This is a genomic window from Jannaschia marina (genome assembly GCF_013404595.1).
Lineage (GTDB): Bacteria > Pseudomonadota > Alphaproteobacteria > Rhodobacterales > Rhodobacteraceae > Jannaschia > Jannaschia marina.
In genome coordinates this window covers 699,378-718,645 of record NZ_JABVAX010000001.1, presented here as the reverse complement: position 1 = coordinate 718,645, position 19,268 = coordinate 699,378, and the positions used below count along the sequence as shown (strand labels likewise).

At 68.9% G+C, this 19,268-nt stretch carries 16 protein-coding genes and 1 pseudogene; 11 read left to right on the top strand and 6 right to left on the bottom strand.

Annotation, left to right across the window (positions count from 1 at the left end; translation table 11 throughout):
* Positions 1-157: 157 nt before the first annotated feature.
* Positions 158-473 (bottom strand): annotated as a pseudogene (locus tag HSX43_RS03685) (transposase); the annotation flags it as partial.
* A gap of 194 nt (positions 474-667) precedes the next feature.
* Here HSX43_RS03685 and truA point away from each other — a divergent pair.
* On the top strand, positions 668-1,453 hold the full coding sequence (truA, locus tag HSX43_RS03680) for a tRNA pseudouridine(38-40) synthase TruA (RefSeq protein WP_179378720.1): 786 nt from the start codon (positions 668-670) through the stop codon (positions 1,451-1,453).
* Between the two features lie 55 nt (positions 1,454-1,508).
* The gene (locus HSX43_RS03675) at positions 1,509-2,690 is read left to right on the top strand and encodes an alpha-hydroxy acid oxidase (protein ID WP_179378719.1); all 1,182 of its coding nucleotides are present in this window, start codon (positions 1,509-1,511) and stop codon (positions 2,688-2,690) included.
* A gap of 54 nt (positions 2,691-2,744) precedes the next feature.
* Here the strand turns inward: HSX43_RS03675 and HSX43_RS03670 are convergent, their stop codons facing one another.
* The 5 genes from HSX43_RS03670 to dapA all read right to left on the bottom strand — a co-directional run bounded on the left by HSX43_RS03670 (position 2,745) and on the right by dapA (position 7,258).
* The gene (locus HSX43_RS03670) at positions 2,745-3,935 is read right to left on the bottom strand and encodes an MFS transporter (RefSeq protein ID WP_235962459.1); all 1,191 of its coding nucleotides are present in this window, start codon (positions 3,933-3,935) and stop codon (positions 2,745-2,747) included.
* Positions 3,936-3,971: 36 nt separating this feature from the next.
* Positions 3,972-4,640, bottom strand: a complete 669-nt coding sequence (locus tag HSX43_RS03665; RefSeq protein WP_179378718.1) for a TIGR02453 family protein — start codon at positions 4,638-4,640, stop codon at positions 3,972-3,974.
* Positions 4,641-4,715: 75 nt separating this feature from the next.
* The gene (smpB, locus tag HSX43_RS03660; protein ID WP_179378717.1) at positions 4,716-5,192 is read right to left on the bottom strand and encodes an SsrA-binding protein SmpB; all 477 of its coding nucleotides are present in this window, start codon (positions 5,190-5,192) and stop codon (positions 4,716-4,718) included.
* 9 nt (positions 5,193-5,201) lie between these two features.
* On the bottom strand, positions 5,202-6,368 hold the full coding sequence (locus tag HSX43_RS03655; protein WP_179378716.1) for an MFS transporter: 1,167 nt from the start codon (positions 6,366-6,368) through the stop codon (positions 5,202-5,204).
* 17 nt (positions 6,369-6,385) lie between these two features.
* Entirely contained in the window at positions 6,386-7,258 is an 873-nt protein-coding gene (dapA, locus tag HSX43_RS03650) for a 4-hydroxy-tetrahydrodipicolinate synthase (RefSeq protein WP_179378715.1), read from the bottom strand.
* Positions 7,259-7,398: 140 nt separating this feature from the next.
* On the opposite strand from dapA, the gene HSX43_RS03645 reads away from it, so the two are divergent.
* The 9 genes from HSX43_RS03645 (at position 7,399) to HSX43_RS03605 (ending at position 19,267) form a co-directional block, all read left to right on the top strand.
* Positions 7,399-9,378 (top strand): lytic transglycosylase domain-containing protein, encoded by a 1,980-nt coding sequence (locus HSX43_RS03645; protein WP_179378714.1) that lies wholly within the window; start codon positions 7,399-7,401, stop codon positions 9,376-9,378.
* Positions 9,379-9,428: 50 nt separating this feature from the next.
* A complete protein-coding gene (locus HSX43_RS03640; RefSeq protein ID WP_179378713.1) occupies positions 9,429-10,454 on the top strand; it encodes a DUF4123 domain-containing protein in 1,026 nt (341 codons plus the stop codon).
* Complete coding sequence (locus HSX43_RS03635; protein ID WP_179378712.1) at positions 10,451-11,812, top strand: DUF2515 family protein; 1,362 nt, start codon at positions 10,451-10,453, stop codon at positions 11,810-11,812. Before HSX43_RS03640 ends, HSX43_RS03635 begins: the two co-directional genes overlap by 4 nt.
* Positions 11,809-12,915: a hypothetical protein gene (locus HSX43_RS03630; protein ID WP_179378711.1), complete on the top strand. Its 1,107-nt coding sequence runs from the start codon at positions 11,809-11,811 to the stop codon at positions 12,913-12,915. Before HSX43_RS03635 ends, HSX43_RS03630 begins: the two co-directional genes overlap by 4 nt.
* 147 nt (positions 12,916-13,062) lie before the next feature.
* Positions 13,063-13,647 carry an ANTAR domain-containing response regulator gene (locus tag HSX43_RS03625; protein WP_179378710.1) on the top strand — a complete coding sequence of 195 codons (585 nt, stop codon included), beginning with the start codon at positions 13,063-13,065 and terminating at the stop codon, positions 13,645-13,647.
* Complete coding sequence (locus HSX43_RS03620) at positions 13,644-14,795, top strand: CmpA/NrtA family ABC transporter substrate-binding protein (RefSeq protein ID WP_179378709.1); 1,152 nt, start codon at positions 13,644-13,646, stop codon at positions 14,793-14,795. Before HSX43_RS03625 ends, HSX43_RS03620 begins: the two co-directional genes overlap by 4 nt.
* A gap of 239 nt (positions 14,796-15,034) precedes the next feature.
* Positions 15,035-16,402, top strand: a complete 1,368-nt coding sequence (locus HSX43_RS03615) for a CmpA/NrtA family ABC transporter substrate-binding protein (RefSeq protein ID WP_179378708.1) — start codon at positions 15,035-15,037, stop codon at positions 16,400-16,402.
* 118 nt (positions 16,403-16,520) lie between these two features.
* Positions 16,521-17,597, top strand: coding sequence for an ABC transporter permease (locus tag HSX43_RS03610; protein ID WP_179378707.1), 1,077 nt, complete (start codon positions 16,521-16,523; stop codon positions 17,595-17,597).
* A gap of 5 nt (positions 17,598-17,602) precedes the next feature.
* Positions 17,603-19,267, top strand: a complete 1,665-nt coding sequence (locus HSX43_RS03605; RefSeq protein WP_179378706.1) for an ABC transporter ATP-binding protein — start codon at positions 17,603-17,605, stop codon at positions 19,265-19,267.
* The last annotated feature ends 1 nt before the right edge of the window (position 19,268 follow it).

The following is a 19,268-nucleotide window of genomic DNA, read 5'->3' as shown; positions in this document are numbered from 1 at the left end:
ACCCCTCGCGCCGTCACTCAGCTTTGGGGTGCAAGTCGCCGATCAACTACGAAAGGACTGCCGCTGAAGGGCTGGAATCTCTAAGCCCATAACCGTCCACAAAACCAGGGAAACTCCAACTCCAGTAATCGACCTGGACGTTTCCGCCCATGTCGCCATCGCGGGCCATCTGGCTGCTGGGGATACCCTTCCGGACGCTGGTGAGCATGTAGATCGCCAGCAGCCATTTCAGCAGGGGGAAGTAACTTTAAGCCAGAACCATGCCCGTGCGGATGCTGAATTGTTTCCGGCAGTCGCGGCAGCAGTAGAGCATCGGCTTGTAGTCCTTGCACTCGACTACGTCGACTACGTTGACCGAACCGCAGTGCCCGCACACCGGCTCATCGACCCAACGGCGGTTCTCGAAGAATTTCCAAGCGGCCTTTATCGTCGGGGAAGCGCGGGAAGAACTCGAAAGAGAAAAGCGTCTCGGGCGTCGTCGTCTCGCTATGGTGACTTACTAGCCGACCTGATGGGCCACACCCAGCAAAATCTGGCTAGTCAAGTATATAGACCCCCTTGAAATCGTTGAGCGCGAAAATCGCTGCGCGTCAGACCATGTGAACACGTACACCAGGGGGTCCGGGGGGGGCTGGCCCCCCTGCGCCGGCGCGGCTATGACCGCCCCATGCCCCGCTACGCCTTCCGCATCGAATACGACGGCCGCTCCTTTGCCGGCTGGCAGCGCCAGGACGGCCCGGCCTCCGTGCAGCAGTGCCTCGAAGAGGCGCTGCGCGCGCTCGATCCGGACGTGCCGTCGATCGCCGCGGCCGGGCGGACGGACGCTGGCGTCCACGCGACAGGCCAGGTCGCCCATGCCGACATGACCCGCGCGTGGGAGCCGTTCCGCCTGTCGGAGGCGGTGAACTGGCACCTGAAGCCCGCGCCCGTCGCGGTGACCGCCTGCGCACGTGTGGCCGACGACTGGCACGCCCGCTTCTCGGCGGGGGAGCGACGCTATACCTTTCGCATCATCGCCCGGCGCGCGCCGCTGACGCGCGACGCGGGTCAGGCCTGGCGCGTGATCGGACCGCTCGACCTGAGGGCCATGCGCGCGGGAGCGGCCCATCTGGTGGGACGGCACGACTTCACGACCTTCCGCGCCTCGATCTGCCAGGCGAAATCGCCGGTGAAGACCATGGACGAGATCACCCTCGAAGAGCATCCCTATCCCGGCGGGCAGGACATTCGCCTACACCTGCGCGCCCGGTCGTTCCTGCACAATCAGGTCCGCTCGATCGCCGGAACGCTGGAGCGCGTCGGGGCCGGATCATGGCCCCCCGACCGGGTGCGCGACGCCCTCGCGGCCCGCGACCGCGCCGCCTGCGGGCCTGTGGCACCGCCGGACGGGTTGTGCCTGACCGGCGTGGGCTACGCGGATGATCCCTTCGTCGAAACCGACGACGAAGGATGATTGCCGACGGGCCGCGTATTGGTTAGAAACCCTTACCAATTCGCGGAGTTCGCCAATGCCCGTCATCACAAACATCGACGACCTGCACGCCATCTACAAACGGCGCGTGCCGAAGATGTTCTACGACTACTGCGAATCCGGCAGCTGGACCGAACAGACCTTCCGCGACAACGAAAGCGACTTCGCCGAGATCCGCCTGCGTCAGCGGGTGGCGGTGGATATGGAGGGCCGTTCGACCCGCTCCACGATGATCGGTCGGGAAGTGGCGATGCCGGTGGCACTCGCGCCCGTGGGCCTGACGGGAATGCAGCACGCCGACGGCGAGATCCTGGCGGCCAAGGCGGCGGAGAAATTCGGCGTGCCCTTCACGCTCTCGACGATGTCGATCTGCTCGATCGAGGACGTGGCGGCGCGCACGAAGGCCCCGTTCTGGTTCCAGCTCTACGTGATGAAGGACGAGGAGTTCGTCGACAACCTGATCGGGCGGGCCAAGGCCGCGGGCTGTGACGCGCTGGTCCTGACACTCGACCTCCAGATCCTCGGGCAGCGGCACAAGGATCTGAAGAACGGCCTCTCCGCGCCGCCCAAGCTGACGCCCGCGACGATCGCGAACCTGCTGACCAAGGTGGGCTGGGGCCTCGAGATGTCGAAGACGACGCGCCGCACCTTCGGCAACATCGTGGGTCACGCGAAGGGTGTCACCGACACGTCGAGCCTGTCGTCCTGGACGGCGGAGCAGTTCGACCCAAGGCTCGACTGGTCCAAGATCGCGCGCATCAAGGAGAAATGGGGCGGCAAGCTGATCCTGAAGGGCATCTTGGATGCCGAGGACGCGAAGATGGCGCTGCAGGTCGGCGCAGACGCGATCATCGTCTCGAACCACGGCGGGCGGCAACTCGACGGTGCGCTCTCCTCGATCCGGATGCTGCCCGCGATCATGGAGGCCGTGGGCTCCGAGATCGAGGTCCACATGGACGGCGGCATCCGCTCGGGCCAGGACGTCCTGAAGGCGCTGGCCCTCGGCGCACGCGGCACCTACATCGGCCGGGCCTTCATCTACGGGCTCGGCGCGCGGGGGCAGCAGGGGGTCGAGGAGGCGCTGGAGGTCATCCGCAAGGAGCTCGACACGACCATGGCGCTCTGCGGCGAGAAGCACGTTCACGATCTCGGGCCGCACAACTTGCTGGTTCCGAAGGGGTTTGCCGGCGATTGGGACCGGGTCGAGCGGAACGCGTGAACTCAGGTCACCCTCGGGCCTGACCCGGGGGCCTCTGCGCCCCATAGCGCCCGCTCAGCCCGTCACAGGCCGCCCGCCCGCCGACGGCAGTCGCTCAGCCGAGCGCACCAGCGGCCAGAGGAGCGCGAGCAGGATCGCCACCCCGGCAAAGGCCCAGCGGAGGCCGAACGCTTGCGCGCCCAGGCCCATCATGGCGGGGGCGATGAAGAACCCCATGAAACCGATCACCGCGACACGTGCGATGGCCGCCGTGCGCAGGCGGGGGGCGGCGAGACGGCCCGTGAGCGCAAGCCCCATCGGCCCGATCACGGAGATGCCGAGCCCGAGAAGACCGAAACCGACGTAGGCGACGAGCGGCACAGGGGCTGCCGCCGCGATGAGCACGCCGGCCACCGCAAGACCCGTCGCGATGCGGATCACCGCAACTTCCGACAGTCGTGCCGCCACCGCCTGCCCCGAAAAACGGCCGACGGCCATCGTCAGACCCAGCATGGCCGGGCCGAACGCCCCTTCGGCCGCTCCCCCGCCGAGCGTGCGCTCGATATGGAGCGCCGACCATGCCTCGACCGTGGCCTCCGCCATGAAGGCCACGAGCACGATCGCCCCGCAAAGCGCGATCAGGCCGAAGGGCAGCTTCGGGGCCGGTCCGTCCCCGTCGCTTCGGGCGACGACGTTCATCATCTGGAAGGGCGCGGTCGCCAGGATCAGCCCGGCCGTGACGGGAAAGATGATTTCAGGTCCCCACCCCGCCTCGCGCATCGCGCCCGTCAGCAGGGCCGACACCGCATAGGCCACGGAGAACATCGCGTGATTGACGTTCATCAGGCTGCGCCCCTCGCGCGCCTCGATCTCGGACACGCGGGAGTTCATCACCACGTCCGTCAGCCCGGACACCCCGCCGAGTACCATCAGGATGACGAAGAGGAGCGGAACCGTATGGGCCACGGCCGGCAGGAGCACGGCCGCGCCGAGGAGGAGTGTGCCGAGCGGAAGGGCAAGCCGCCCGAAGGCGCGGTCCCACCGGGGGGCCACGTAGAGTGTGGTCGACAGGCCGATCGACGTCCCGAGCAGGATGAGCCCGAAGGTCGCGTCGTCCACCCCGACCCGTGCCTTCAGCACCGGAGCCATCGCCGCGATACAGCCCCAGGTGAGGCCGACGGCCATGAAGGCCGCCACGGGCGCGCGGCTCAGGCGCAGGGCGGAGAAGATGGACATCGGAGCGGCCTCGCGTGCGGTCCCGCGCATGCCTGCACGTCGCCGCACCCGGCCGCAAGATGCCGGCTAGCGGAAGAAGGCCAGAAGCGGCATCACCTCCCGCGCCATCGTCTCGCAGCGATCGACCACGTCGCCCGAAGTCCAGGCGACCTTGGGCAGCGGCCGGCGCACGCCGAGCGTCCGCAGCCGCAGGATGTCGGCGTGCCGATGGTCCGCGCAGGCCTCGAAGCCGCGCGGCATTGCGGCGAGCGCGTCGTCGGTTTCGAGCGCGCAGCCGGCGGCGTCGAGACGTTCGAGCACTTCGTCGAAGTCTTCGGGCGCGTCGAGGACCTGACGGCGCATCGGCGCGAGCGTCGTCGCATCGAGCGCATGAAAGCCGCAGAACGTCATCCCGCCCGCCGAAGCGAACTGCAGATAGAACAGCGCGCCGGCCTCGCTCCTGCGCCCGGAGGGCGTCAGCAGCGCCGACCGGCAGAGGTTGTAGGGCGTCTTGTCATGGGTGAAGCGAACGTCGCGGTTTATGCGAAAGCAGGTCTCTTCCGATCCACGCAGCGGCACCTCGGCATCCGAGAGCCGCTCCGAAAGATCGGAGAGCACGTGCTGGAACGGGGCATCGACCGCCTCGTCGTATATGTCGCGGTTCTCGTCGAACCAATGGGTTGTGTTCTCGCGCGCCAGGTCTTCGAAGAACTGAAAGCTGCGCGCGCTGAAGCAGGGCTTCGTCGCGTTGGGCATCCGTGGACCTCGTTGAGGGCATCATTCGCCCTCCCAACGCAGCAAGTGCCCATTTGGCTCCATAAGATCAGCCGCTTAACCGTGATCCTTCATCAGGCGCGATTTCTGGCGCTGCCAGTCGCGTTTGGCGGTCGCCTCGCGTTTGTCGTGATTCTTCTTGCCCTTGCCGACCCCGATCTTGAGTTTCACGATCCCGCGGTGGTTGAAGTACATCACCAGCGGGACGATCGTGTAACCCTCCCGCGCGGTCGCGTTCCAGAGCTTCGAGAGCTCGCGCTTGGAGACCAATAGCTTACGCCGCCGGCGTTCCTCGTGACCGAAGGTCTTGGCCTGGGCGTAGGGCGCGACATAGCCGTTGACGAGCCAGAGTTCGCCTTCCTTCACCTCGGCATAGCTCTCGGCGATGTTGGAGCCGCCCTGGCGCAGGGACTTCACCTCGGAGCCCTCGAGCACGATACCGCATTCGATGTCGTCCTCGATGGCATAATCGTAGCGCGCCCGCCGGTTTTCAGCGATCACCTTGTAGTTCTTGTCCTTGTCGTCCTTGGCCATGCACCGCACTTAGGCGCGGCGGGGCGCGGTGTCCACGGGGCTCAGGCGCATCGACCACAGGATGGTGCCCACGGCGAGAAGGCCGGCAAGGCCGCCCGCAATCCCGAGCGCGCCCAGGCCCGCCCCCGCGATGACCCAGCCGCCGAGCGCCGCGCCGAGGGCCGCGCCGACGTAGATGCAGGCGGCGTTGAGCGCGAGTGCGACGGGGGCCCGCACCCCGGCAAGCGCCACGAGGCGCATCTGCTGTCCGGCGTTGAAGCCGTAGCCGCAGGCGTTCCAGACGAAGAAGAGCCCCATGGCGAGGCCAAGCGGCAGGGGCAGGAGCGACAGGAGCGGCATCAGGCACACCTGGAGCGCGCAGAGCGCGAGGATCGTGCGCGCGGCCCCAAGCCGGTCGGCGACCCAGCCGCCGACGAGGTTGCCGACCACGGCCCCCAACCCGCAGACGACGAGCGCCGCGGTCACGCCGCCCCGGCCGAGGCCCATCTTCTCCTCCAGAAGCGGCGCGAGATAGGTGAAGGGCACGTAGATCGCGCCGAGGAAGACGGCGGTGAACCCGATTGCGAGCATCAGGCGCGGTGTGGCGAGCACCTCCGCCAGGTCGGCAAGCCGTACGGGCTGGAACGCGAGCCCGGCCGGGACGCGCCGCCAGATGAGCGCGGCACAGAGGAGCGCGAGCAGGGCGACGAGGGCGAAGGCCGCGCGCCAGCCGAAGGTGTAGGCGATCCAGCTGCCCGCCGGCACGCCCACGACCTGCGCCAGCGTCAACCCGAGGAAGACCGAAGCCAGCACCTTGCCCCGTCGCTCGGGGGCCGCCAGCCCGGCGGCGACGGCGGCGACGACCGGTGTGGTCAGCCCCGCTCCGGCCGCGGCGATCGCCCGTGCCGCAAAGAGCGTGCCGGCCGTCAGCGCGAGCGCGGAGGCGAGCGCGGCGAGCGCGAAGACGGCCATGCCGAACGCCATGACCCGCCGCCGTCCGAACCGGCCGGTGACGGCGACGAGGAGTGGCGAGAGAACGGCATAGGCCAGCGCGTAGGTCGTCAGCACCCAGCCCGCCTGCGCCGGCCCCATGCCGAGATCGCGCGCGAGTGGACCGAGGGCCCCGATCACGAGGAAAGCCCCCATGCCGATCACGAAGTTCGCGGCCGAGAGGATGGGGACGAGGCCCGGGGGCATCCCCTGCCCCGCCGCCGTCAATTCAGAAGGCCGGCGTGGCGCAGGGCATCCCCGATCCGGCCGCGCGTCGCCTGGGTCGCCGGGGTGATCGGCAGGCGCACCTCGTCCGAGCATTTGCCCAGCATCGCCAGCGCCGTCTTGGCCCCGACGACCCCCGGCTCGGCGAAGATGGCCTGATGGAGCGGCATGAGCCGGTCCTGGATCTCTAGGGCGGTGGCGTAGTCACCGGCGAGCGTCGCCTCCTGCATCTCGCTCAGGAGACGCGGCGCGACGTTGCAGGTCACCGAGATACAGCCCACGCCGCCCTGCGCGTTGAAGCCGTGCGCCGTCGCATCCTCGCCCGAGAGCTGGACGAAGTCCTTGCCGCAGGTCATGCGCTGCTGCGACACGCGGGCGAGGTCGCCCGTCGCGTCCTTGACGCCGACGATCATCGGCAACTTCGCCAACGCGCCCATCGTGGCCGGCGTCATGTCGACGACCGAGCGGCCCGGAATGTTGTAGATGATGATCGGCAGCCCAACCTCGGCCAGCGCTGTGAAATGCGCGATCAGCCCGGCCTGGGTCGGCTTGTTGTAGTAGGGCGTGACGACCAGCGCCGCATCCGCGCCCGCCGTCTTGGCGAACTCCACGAAGCGCAGGGCCTCGGCGGTGTTGTTCGACCCGGCCCCGGCGATCACCTTCACGCAGCCGGCCGCGCGTTTCACGACGGCGGCGATGACGGCCTCGTGCTCTTCGTGGCTGAGCGTCGGGCTCTCTCCCGTCGTGCCGACGGGGACGAGCCCGTGCGAGCCCTCCTCGATCTGCCAGTCGACGAGTGCGTCGAGCGCCTCGAAATCCACGGCACCGTCCTTGAAGGGCGTGACCAGTGCGGGCATCGAGCCTTTGAACATCGTCGCGTCCTCCTTCAAGCCGTTTGCGAAGTCGCGCGGAACCTATCCGGGGTCGCGAGGGCCCACAAGCAATGCTTTGTGATGGTGCGCATCAGCATCCACGGTCGTCATCGCGGCCAGAGCCCCCTATATGTCGGGCCATGATATTCAGACCTCTCCTTCCCGCCGTATTGCTGGCGATTTCGCTCGGGGCCGCGCCCGGTCCCGCCCGGGCCACACCGACGCTGGAGGCCGGGCTCGCCGCGCTGCGTTCGGGCGACGAGGAGGCGAGCCGCGCCGCCCTCGCCCGCGCACAGGATCCGGTGGTGCGCGACCTGATCCTCTGGCACCTGCTGCGCGACCGGAAAGGCACCTTCCGCGAGGGCGAGGATTTTCTCGCGCGCAACGCGGACTGGCCCGGCCTGCCGCTTCTGCGGACGCGGGTGGAACTCGACATGCCCTTCGTGCTCTCGCCCGGGGAAGTGATGGAGTTCTTCACCGGCGAGCCACCGCGCACGTCCCGCGGGGCGCTGATGCTCGCCATCGCGGAGCGAGCCGCCGGCGACGAAACGGCGGCCGAGATCACCGCGATCGACGCCTGGCTGACGAAGCCGATGCCTTCATCCTCGGAGGCCGGTTTCCTCGAGGTCTTCGGCGACATCCTGCGTCCCTTCGACGCGGCGCGCCTGGACGCCATGATCTGGTCGGGAGACCTGCAGTCGGCCGATCGTACTCTGGCCCGGGTGAGAGGCCCCGAAGCCGCACTGGCCCGCGCCCGCATCGCGCTCCGCGACGGGCGCGACGGCGTCGACAGCCTGATCGAGGCCGTCCCCGAGGCGCTGCGCGACCATCCCGGCCTCGCCTACGAGCGCTTCCGCTGGCGGCTCGATCGCGGCCGGACGGACGGCGCGCTGGAACTGCTCTTCGCCTACGACGAAAGCGCCGATACGCTGGCGGAGCCGACCGCCTGGGGCCAGCATCGCGAACGCCTCGCCCGCGGGCTGATGCAGGATCGCCGGGTGGAGGACGCCTATCGCGTCGCGGCCAACCATCACCTGCCCGACGGCGACGGGGACATTGCCGCGAACGAGTGGCTCGCGGGTTACATCGCATTGCGGTTCCTCGACCGGCCCGAAACCGCCGCCGAGCACTTCCGCACGTTCGACGCCAACGTGGCTTCGCCCATCTCCAAGGGCCGCGCGGGCTATTGGCTCGGGCGCGCGCTCGAAGCCACGGGCGACGCGGAGGGGGCCGGAGCCGCCTATGCCGCGGGGGCGCGCTTCCAGACCAGCTTCTACGGACAGCTCGCCGCCGAACGCGCAGGGCTGCCGGTCGATCCGCTCCTGACGGGAACCGAAACTTTTCCGCCCCTCGCCGAAACCGGCCTCGGCGACAGCACGGTCCTGGCCGCGGCCCGGCTGCTCGACGGCATCGGCGAGCGCAACCTGGCGGAGCGTTTCGCCACCCACATGGCCGAGACGCTGCCCCGTGCCGAGATCGGCACGCTGATCGACGTGATCCTCGACGATTTCGACGACCCACACATCGCCCTGCTGACCGCCAAGCGCGCCGCGCAGGCGGGGCACGAGTTGCACCGGGGCTACTTCCCGGTCACCGACCTCGCCACCATCGACAGCCCCGTCGCGCCCGAGCTCGCGCTCTCGATCGCCCGCCGCGAGAGCGAGTTCGACCCCGTGGTCGTCTCGAGCGCCGGGGCCATGGGTCTGATGCAGCTGATGCCCGGCACCGCGCGGGAAATGTCGGGGCTCGTCGGCCTGCCCTATCGCCAGTCCGCACTGACGACCGAGCCGCTTTACAACGCGCGCCTCGGCACGACCTATCTCAACGAGCTCGAGATCGAGTTCGGCTTCTCGCCGGTCCTCGTCGCCGCGGCTTACAACGCCGGCCCCAGCCGGGCGCGACGCTGGTCGGGACGGCTCGGCAACCCGGCGAATGCCGGGGACGACATCGTCGACTGGATCGAGGACGTTCCGTTTTCCGAGACGCGCAACTACATCATGCGCGTCACCGAGGGGCTTCTGCCCTACCACGCCCAACTGACCGGAGAGGTCGGCGAGCAGCGCCTCCTCGGCTGGCTCACGCGCGGTTACGGCGACCTGGCGCAGGCGAACGGAGGCTAGGCGAGGGCTGGCATTCGGGGCGCGCTTGCCGCAGGATCGCTGCCATTGTGATGCGTATCGAGTGGTGGGCCATGGCAAGCGACGGAAACCTGACGGATCCGCCAGACGACCCATCGGACCGCAGGTCGACCGTGACGGTGGTCGGTGCCGTCGTTCCCCTCGATGCGCAACTCGGCGTGCCGGAGCCGCTGAGCGTTCCGCCGACACTGCGGGGGACGCTCTTCGGTCCGGCGGTATCCGCGACGTCCGAAGACGTGCAGCCCGCCGACACCTATGCCGTTCTGGATGCAGCCAAGATCCCGGGACTGCCGGACAGGCTGGAGCACAGTGACCTCGCCCACGCCTGCCTGTTCCAGGGCAGCGCCGCCGAAGACCTCGGAGATGTCGCCCCCTGGCTTGTGCGCCTGCAGGAGTCGCATCCGCTCACACGCGCGCTCTTCACCCACGGCGACGGCCCCGATCAGCTCTGGGACAGCGGGCCGGGCATCTTCCTGCGGACGGCGAATACGTTCGAAGACCTCCGCCGGCATCTTCGCCGCTTCACCAAGGTCCGCGACGAGACGGGCAAGTGGTACTATTGGCGTTTCTGGGAGGCCGCGTTCCTCGACGGCGTTCTGACCTCGGGCGATGCACGCACGCGGGCGCTCTTCCTGGACCGGATCGACGCGATCGTCGCCGCGCCCGACGGCCGGAGCTTCCACGTCCATGCCGCCGCAGAGGCCCGCGACACCGGGCGCAGCGCCTTTACCCTGCGCGACGCGGACGTGACCGCCCTGCGCCGCGCCGCAACGACGCGATTCCTGATCCGCCTGCGTCTCTGGCTCGAGGAGAGCTACGGCGCGCCGTCGGACCGCTGCACCGGGGCACCGGACGACGTGATCGAGACATTGGCCAGCGCAGCATGGCGCGCGGGCCTGACCTCCGAGCGTCTCGTTGCCGATTACGTGGCCATCGGCTGGCTCACCGGCGAGGGCCCGCCGCTCGAGGGTGTGGACCCCGGGCGTCTGCCGGCGCAGATGTCGCATCTGAGGGACAGGGCCGCCACGGCCCACGGGACGACGAAGGCGATACCATGACGACGATACGACAGCTTCTCGGGTGGCACGAACCACGCATCCTGCGCGAAGAGGCAGGCGAAGTCGGCAGCGGCAACCCGTTCTCGACCGCCGCCACGGCCGGTGGCGTCGTCGCCCAGGGCTGTCACGAATGCGAGTGCGAACAGGTCTTCGCCGAGGTGATGGAGCGTGTCCTGCGTGTAAAGAACCTCTGTTCCGACGATGTCTGCCGTCTCGAGGACTTCCGCGCCTTTCGCCGCCGCAATCTGGCGATCTCTGCCGACTACGCCGACATCTACCTCAAGCCGCTCGGCGAGGCGAAGCGGCTCAAGTTCGCCGGCGGGGCGGCCTTCGGCTCGACGCATATCGGCTACGGCATGGACCTCGCCGCCGAAAACCTCGCGGGCTGGGGCAACCGGGCGGAGGCCGCCGACGCGGACCTCGTCCTCGAGGACGGATCGGGCGTCGGACCCGACGCCGACTGGCTGCCTTTCGACCTACAGGAGGGCGTCGCGGGCGTGCTGACCGGCGTGACCTACGACGAGACGCTGACCGGCCTGCGCCGCCTGACCTACGGCAATCTCGCCATCTACATGGACCTCGGCGCGGTCCTCTGGTTCTGCCAGATCCACGAGCAGCGCTTCAATTTCTTCCGCGATGGCCGCGTCGAGGAATTCATCGCCTGCTTCGACCGCTTCGTCGACTACGTGCTGTCCAACCACGCGGGCGACCACCCGGTCTATGGCGCGAGCGGCAGTTTCGGATCGACGGCGGGCGGCTGGCTGCGCAACGGTCTGCGCGCCATCGCCGAAAACCGCATCGGCGACAGCCTGTCGATCATCGACCACGAACAGAGGACGATCCTGCAGACCTTCATGTATACGCTCTCGAGCGTCCCCGGATCGGACCGCGCGGCCCTTGGCTCGGACCGGGCTTTCGCGCGCTTCATGAACGCGCTCGAAAAGGTCGATCTCTTCACCTCCTTCGGGACGGACTCGCGCTTCAACGGGATCCGCGCGCAGTTCTCCTTCACCGAGGAGCCCTATCGGCTGTCCCGCCGCGACCGCGTGGGCATCAGCCGGTCCGAGCGACCCCACGACGAGCAGCCCCTGATGTACGCCTTCTCGGACGGCGGCGACTTCACCAATCCCAACGTCCGGACGCCGTGGTTCCAGGACGTGGTCCGTCATTTCATCCGGGCCGAGCAGAACCAGTTCGACTGGCCTTCGGCCGCGACCGGCAACGCCCCGCAGATCCTGCTCGACAGCGGCTACTGGTTCGAGGGGGCGGGCATCGAGCAACGCCTGGGCGACGGCCCCAACCCGGACCTGCAGGCGATCCTCTACGGCGATCTGGGGCGGATCCGGAGCGCCGGGTGACGCCGCGCCGTTACACGCTCGCCGCCGCGGTCGCGGGTGCGCTTGCGGTGGCGCTCTTCGTCCTTGCCTCGACGCGCGGCACATCCGGGCCGCCCGAGGCCCTCGACCTGCGACCGGGCGAATTCCTGTCCGAGAGCCTCGCGCGATCGACCTACGATGCGGGCGACCTCCGCCTGCGCTCCGACGGCCCGACGCAGATCCTGCTGACGCCGTTCGAGACCGATCGGCCCCGCCCGCCGGTGATCCGACTGCGGAGCGGGGACACGGCCGTCACCCTGCCCTTCGTGCCGGCGCGCGGCGATCTCTACGTCGCCTTCGGACAGGTCGCGGAACTGGACCTCGGTTTCTACAACTTCGACGCGCTCGATCCCGACGCGGGGCGCGATCTCAGCGGGGAATTCGACGAGCGGATAGAGGGGACCGCGCAGGTGGACATCGACGCGATCCTGACCCTGTTCGACAGTCTGCGACCCTTCGACTGGGCCGGGGACCAGACGATCTTCTGCGCGCGGGAACGCAGTGTCGCGTCCCGCCACGCCCGCTGCCTGTCGCAACGGGTCTTCGACACGCCCTGGCCGCCGCAAGAGGAAGTCCGCAGCGCCCTTGCGGACTATCGGGCACGGCTCGATGCCGCCTGGGCAACGGACGACTGGGCCGCGATCGAGGCGGTGGACGCGCGCCTCACCCTCGGCCAATGGACGGGCCCGGCCGGAGCGCGGATCAGCCTCTCGGTCGCGCCGCGCTTCGATGTGACGCCTGCCGCCGCCGACCTGCCGCCCTCGCAGAGGGCCCGCGGGCTCGCCGCGCAGCTCGGCATAGACGCCTACCTCGCCGACGGCCCTGCCAGCCGCATTGGCGAGTGCTTCGGTCGGCACGCCTCCGAAGGGGAGATCCTCGCGTCCGTCCGGGCCTATACGCCGGCGCAGGCCCGGCACGTCTTCGGCGGCCTCTTCGCCGGACTGCTGGACCTCGACGCGCCGCCCGAGGAGCCTGGCACGCTGCGCCGCGCGCTCCTCGAGCTGGATCCGGGACGCGCGGCGAGCGAGGCCCGGCTCGAGGCCGCGTGCCGACGCCTGCCCGCGCTCGAGGCCACGATGCCCTGAGCCCGCGACGGCGGCCGTCGCAAGGCTGCCCCGAGAATGCGCAGGCCGAACCGCATCTGCCCAAGGAACGCGCATTCCGCGCGGGCGGGACCGCCGCCCCGCCGCTTCGCTTGCCTTTCGGACGGCGCGCCGGACCCCTGCGAAGCCATGGACCGCTCCCTCTCCGTCATCGTCGTCGAACGCGACGCCGAGCGTGCCGCGCTGATCGCGGAAGCGCTGCGCGAGGCGGTGCCCTGCACCATCGAGACCGTGGGCGAGCTCGACCAGCTCGCGCGCGCGGTCCGCGACATCCGACCCGACATCGTGCTCGTCGACATCGCCGACCCGTCGCGCGACGCCATCGAAGAGATCACGCTCATGTCCGGGCCGCAGGACCGGGCCGTCGCGCTCTTCGTGGATCGCGACAGCGAGGGGCTCGCCCGGCAGGCGGTCGAGGCGGGCATGTCGGCCTATGTGGTCGACGGCCTGCGGCGGGAACGGATCAAGCCGATCCTCGAGGCCGCGATCGCGCGCTTCCAGCTGATGCGGCGAATGCAGACCGAGCTGGAGGAGACGCGCCGCGCCCTTGAGGAGCGCAAGGTCATCGACCGCGCCAAGGGCATCGTCATGCGCGCGAAGGGCCTCGACGAGGCGGAGGCCTACGCGCTCCTGCGAAAGACGGCGATGGACCGCAAGGAACGGTTGGCCGACGTGGCGCAGGCACTGGTCACAGCCGCGGACCTGCTCGGATGAGCCCCGAGCCGCTCCACGTGGGATACATCCCGCTGACCGACTGCGCGCCGCTGGTCGTGGCGCGCGAGCTTGGCTTCGACCGGGACGAGGGGCTTGCCCTGCGGCTCACGCCCGCGCCGTCCTGGGCCACGCTGCGCGACCGGCTCGCCACCGGAGCGGAGGACGCCGCGCATATGCTGGCTCCGGTTCCCATCGCGCAGGCGCTCGGCCTCGGCCCACTGCCGCAGGGCTTCGAGGCGCTGCAGGTTCTGTCCGTGAACGGCACCATCGTCGGTCTCTCGCGCGCGCTGGCGGAGCGCCTCAGCGATACCGACGGCCCCCTGCCCTTCGCCGATCCGGTTGCCCTGCGCGCGCGCCTGCTGGCCGCCACGCCCCTGCGCGTCGCGGTTCCCTTCGGCTATTCGATGCACCGGGAGCTTCTGCACCGCTGGCTCGGTGACGACGCGCCGCTGCAGATCCGCACGGTACCGCCGCCGCAGATGGCCGAGGCGCTCCGGTCGGGGACGGTCGATCTCTTCTGCGTGGGCGAGCCCTGGGGGTCGGTCGCCGTGGACAGCGGGCTTGCGCACCTGATCCTGCCCGGGTCGGCGATCTGGTCCTTCGCGCCCGAGAAGGTGCTGGCCACGCGCACCGGCTGGGCCGAGGCCAACCCCGAGCTCGCCCGCGCGCTGATGCGGGCCGTCTGGCGCGCGGGACGATGGCTGGCAGACCCCGGCGCACGGGCGACCGCAGTCGAGATGCTCGCGCGGCCCGCGCTGCTCGGTCAGCCGGCGGAACTGCTCGACCGGGCCATGCAGGGACGCCTCGTCGTCGCGCCCGACGGCACGACTCGCGACGTGCCCGGTTTCGTGCATTTCCACGACGGGGCCGCGGCCTTCCCCTGGCGCAGCCAGGCCGCCTGGATCGCGGATCGGCTCGCCCGGCGGCTCGGCCATGATCGCGCGGACGCGCGCGCCCGCGGCCGTCAGGTCTTCCGCAGCGACCTCTTCCGCGCGCATCTCTCCGGGCTCGGGGCGGACATGCCTTCGGCGGCCAGCAAGGTCGAGGGCGCATTGACCCAGCCCACGGCCCTCGCCTCGGCCGAGGGGCGCGTGATTCTGCCCGCAGATCGCTTCTTCGATGGAAAAGCCTTCGATCCGGGCGATTGAGCGCCTCATTCTTGAGCATCTTCTGCACTCGCATTGCTGCGGTGTAGAATCGCCTTTGCAAACATCATCGGTTCGGCGAACGTGAAGTTGTCCGGGACAATGACGTCCCGCGCCGCTCTCCACCGAAGTAGGGCACCTGCCAAGCAACGCCGCTTGTTCCGTGCGACCCGAGGGTCGTTCGTGACGCAAGCGGCTTTTCGCGTTTTCCCATCGCCTGCGGGCCCGGAAAGGACCTTCACATGTTTCGCATCGCAACCCTGACCACCTCACTGCTGCTGACAGCCACGGCCGCGTCGGCCGAACTGCTCGAACTGGAAAAAGACGAGCTGACCTTCGGTTTCATCAAGCTGACCGACATGGCTCCGCTCGCCGTGGCCTACGAGAACGGCTACTTCCTCGACGAGGGGCTCTTCGTCACGCTCGAGGCGCAGGCCAACTGGAAGGTTCTGCTCGACGGCGTGATCGATGGTCAGCTCGACGGCGCGCACATGCTGGCCGGACAGCCGCTGGCCGCCACCATCGGCTACGGCACCGAAGCGCATATCATCACGCCCTTCTCGATGGACCTGAACGGCAACGGCATCACCGTGTCGAACGAGGTCTGGGAAGCGATGAAGCCGAACGTGCCGCTCATGGAAGACGGCCGCCCTCAGCACCCCATCTCGGCCGAAGCGCTGGCCCCCGTGGTCGAGAGCTACGCCGCCGAGGGCAAGCCCTTCAACATGGGCATGGTCTTCCCAGTCTCGACCCACAACTACGAGCTGCGCTACTGGCTCGCCGCCGGCGGGATCGAACCGGGCTACTACTCCCCGACCGACGTCTCCGGCACGATCGGGGCCGAGGCCTTCCTCTCGGTGACGCCGCCGCCGCAGATGCCCGCCACGCTCGAGGCCGGCACGATCTATGGCTATGCCGTGGGCGAGCCATGGAACCAGCAGGCCGTCGCCAAGGGCATCGGCGTGCCTGTCATCACCGACTACGAGATGTGGAAGAACAACCCCGAGAAGGTCTTCGGCATCACCGCCGAATTCGCCGAGGAAAACCCGAACACGACGAAGGCCATCGTCAAGGCGCTCATCCGGGCCGCGATCTGGCTCGACGAGAACGATAACGCCAACCGGCAGGCCGCCGTCGAGATGCTCGCCCGGCCCGAGTACGTCGGCGCGGATGCCGAGGTCATCGCGAACTCCATGACCGGCACCTTCGAGTACGAGAAGGGCGACGTGCGCGAGGTGCCCGACTTCAACGTCTTCTTCCGCTACAACGCGACCTATCCCTACTACTCGGACGCGATCTGGTACCTGACCCAGATGCGCCGCTGGGGTCAGATCGCAGAGCCGCAGACCGACGAGTGGTTCTTCGACACCGCCGAGTCGGTCTATCGCCCCGACATCTATCTGGAGGCGGCCCGTCTGCTGGTCGATCAAGGGCTGGCGAACGAGGCGGATTTCCCCTGGGACAGCAATGGCTTCAAGGAGCCGACGCCCGCCGGGGACATCATCGACGGCATCGCCTATGACGGCTCTCAGCCCAACGCCTACCTCGAGAGCCTGCCCATCGGCCTGAAGGGCGACCAGCGCGTGGTCAACGGCGAGGTGCAGGGCTGAGACCCGCGACCGGGGCCCCCGACGCAGGGGCATCCCCGGTCCACCCGCCGTGCGCCTCCAGTACACCGCCGCGCTCCAGCATCGCCGCGACCGACATCATCCCCGAAGGGAGACAGCCATGACCGCCATCGACCCCGGCACCGACGCCGCCCTGGCCCGAGAGGCCCGGCGCGCCCGCCTCTTCACCCGCATCAACAGCGCCGACAAATGGTTCCGCGTGCTTGGCCTCGCCTGGATCACCCCGATCCTGAAGGCCGCCGCCGGCGACAACCCGCGGGGTCAGATGGGCGAGATCTGGCGGCTTCTCGGCGTCCCGCTCCTGGCGATCCTGGGCTTCCTCGCGGTCTGGGGCACGCTCGCCCCAACGGTGCAGACCTCGCTCGGCGCGATCCCCGGTCCCGTCGCGGTCTGGGAACAGGCCGTCAGCCTGCACGAGGACGCCGCCGCCAAGGCCGCGCGCAAGGCGCAGTTCGCCGAACAGGTCGCCACGCTGAACGAGCGTCGCGTCGCCGCGGGGCAGGAACCGGTCCAGCGGGCCTATACCGGGGCACCGAGCTACTACGACCAGATCCGCACCTCGATCGGCACCGTCTTCTTCGGCTTCCTGATCGCGACGGTCATCGCCGTGCCGCTCGGCATCCTCGCCGGCCTCTCGCCCACGGCGAACGCCGCGATCAACCCGCTGATCCAGGTCTTCAAGCCGGTCAGTCCCCTGGCCTGGCTGCCGATCGTGACCATGGTCGTCTCGGCCGTCTACGTGACGCAGGACGGGCTCTTCGCCAAGAGCTTCCTCGTCTCCGCCATCACCGTGACGCTCTGCTCGCTCTGGCCCACGCTCATCAACACCGCGCTCGGCGTGGCCTCCATCGACCGCGACCTCGTGAACGTCTCGAAGGTGCTCAAGATGGGCACGTGGTCGAAGATCACCAAGCTCGTGCTGCCCTCTGCGCTGCCGCTCATCTTCACCGGTCTCCGCCTCTCGCTGGGTGTCGGTTGGATGGTCCTGATCGCGGCCGAGATGCTGGCCCAGAACCCGGGCCTCGGAAAGTTCGTCTGGGACGAGTTCCAGAACGGATCGTCGCAGAGCCTCGCCAAGATCATGGTCGCCGTCTTCACCATCGGGATCATCGGCTTCCTGCTCGACCGGGTGATGTACGCGCTGCAATCGCTCTTCACCTTCTCGGCCAACCGGTGAGCGCCATGGGTATCCTGACATTCGACACCGTCTCGAAGGGCTTCGGCGACACGCCCGTCCTGCGCGACATCTCCCTCGACGTGGCCGAAGGCGAATTCGTGGCGATCCTCGGCTTCTCGGGCTCGGGCAAGTCGACCCTGATGAACCTGATCGCGGGGCTGGAACAGCCGGACGCCGGGACCGTCACTTTCAAGGGCCTGCCGGTGAAGGAGCCGGGGCCGGAGCGCGGCCTCGTCTTCCAGTCCTACAGCCTGATGCCCTGGCTCACGGTCGAGGGGAACGTGGGCCTTGCCGTCGATGCGGTCTTCCCACGGCTGACGAAGGCGGAGCGGCGCGACAAAATCGTCCACTACGTGGAGATGGTCGGGCTCAGCCACGCCATGTCGCGCCGCCCTGCGGAACTCTCGGGCGGAATGCGCCAGCGGGTCGCCGTGGCCCGCGCGCTCGCCATGAACCCTGAGATGCTCCTCCTCGACGAGCCGCTCTCGGCGCTCGACGCGCTCACGCGGGCCAACCTCGCCGACGAGATCCTCCAGATCTGGGAGCGCGACAGGAAGACCTGTCTCCTCATCACCAACGACGTCGACGAGGCTGTCCTGCTGGCCGATCGCATCCTGACTCTGACGCCCGAGGGCACGCTCGGGCAGAGCTTCGACGTGACGCTGCCCCGCCCGCGGGACCGGGGCGCGATGAACACCGATGCCGCCTTCAAGGCCCTGCGCGCGGCGGTGACCACATACCTCATGGACATCGGCATCGACGCCAAGACCGAAGGCGCACGGGTGCTCCCGAACGTGACACCGATCCACGGCGTCCCGGTGGCGGTCGCGAAAGCGCAGGAGGGGCTTCTCGACACCCGCTTCCTCGACTTCAGCCAGCTCCACAAGGTATATCCGACGCCCAAGGGTCCGCTCACCGTAGTCGAGGATTTCGACCTGAAGATGGATCGCGGCGAGTTCATCTCGCTCATCGGGCATTCGGGCTGCGGCAAGTCGACCGTGCTCACGATGGCGGCCGGCCTGAACCCGATCTCGAAGGGCGCGATCAAGCTCGACGGCCGCCACGTCGAGGGGGCCGACCCGGAGCGCGCGGTCGTCTTCCAGTCGCCCAACCTCTTCCCCTGGCTCACCGCGCGGGAGAACGTCGCGATCGGCGTCGACAAGGTCTATCCCCGCGCCAGCCGGGCCGAACGGCAGGACGTGGTCGACTACTACCTCGAACGCGTGGGCCTCGCCGACGCGATGGACAAGCAGGCCGCGGACCTCTCGAACGGCATGAAACAGCGGGTCGGCATCGCGCGGGCCTTCGCGCTTTCGCCCAAGCTCCTCCTTCTCGACGAGCCCTTCGGGATGCTGGATTCGCTCACCCGCTGGGAACTTCAGGAGGTGCTGATGGAGGTCTGGTCGCGCACGAAGGTGACGGCGATCTGCGTCACGCACGACGTGGATGAGGCGATCCTGCTGGCCGACCGCGTGGTGATGATGACGAACGGTCCCCGCGCCACCATCGGCAAGATCGTCGACGTCGATCTGCCCCGCCCGCGCAGCCGCAAGGCGCTGCTCGAGCACCCGGACTACTACGACTACCGGCAGGAGGTGCTCGATTTCCTCGAGGAGTACGAGCACGGGGCCACGCCCAAGCCGAAACCCACCGCAATCGCAGCGGAGTGAA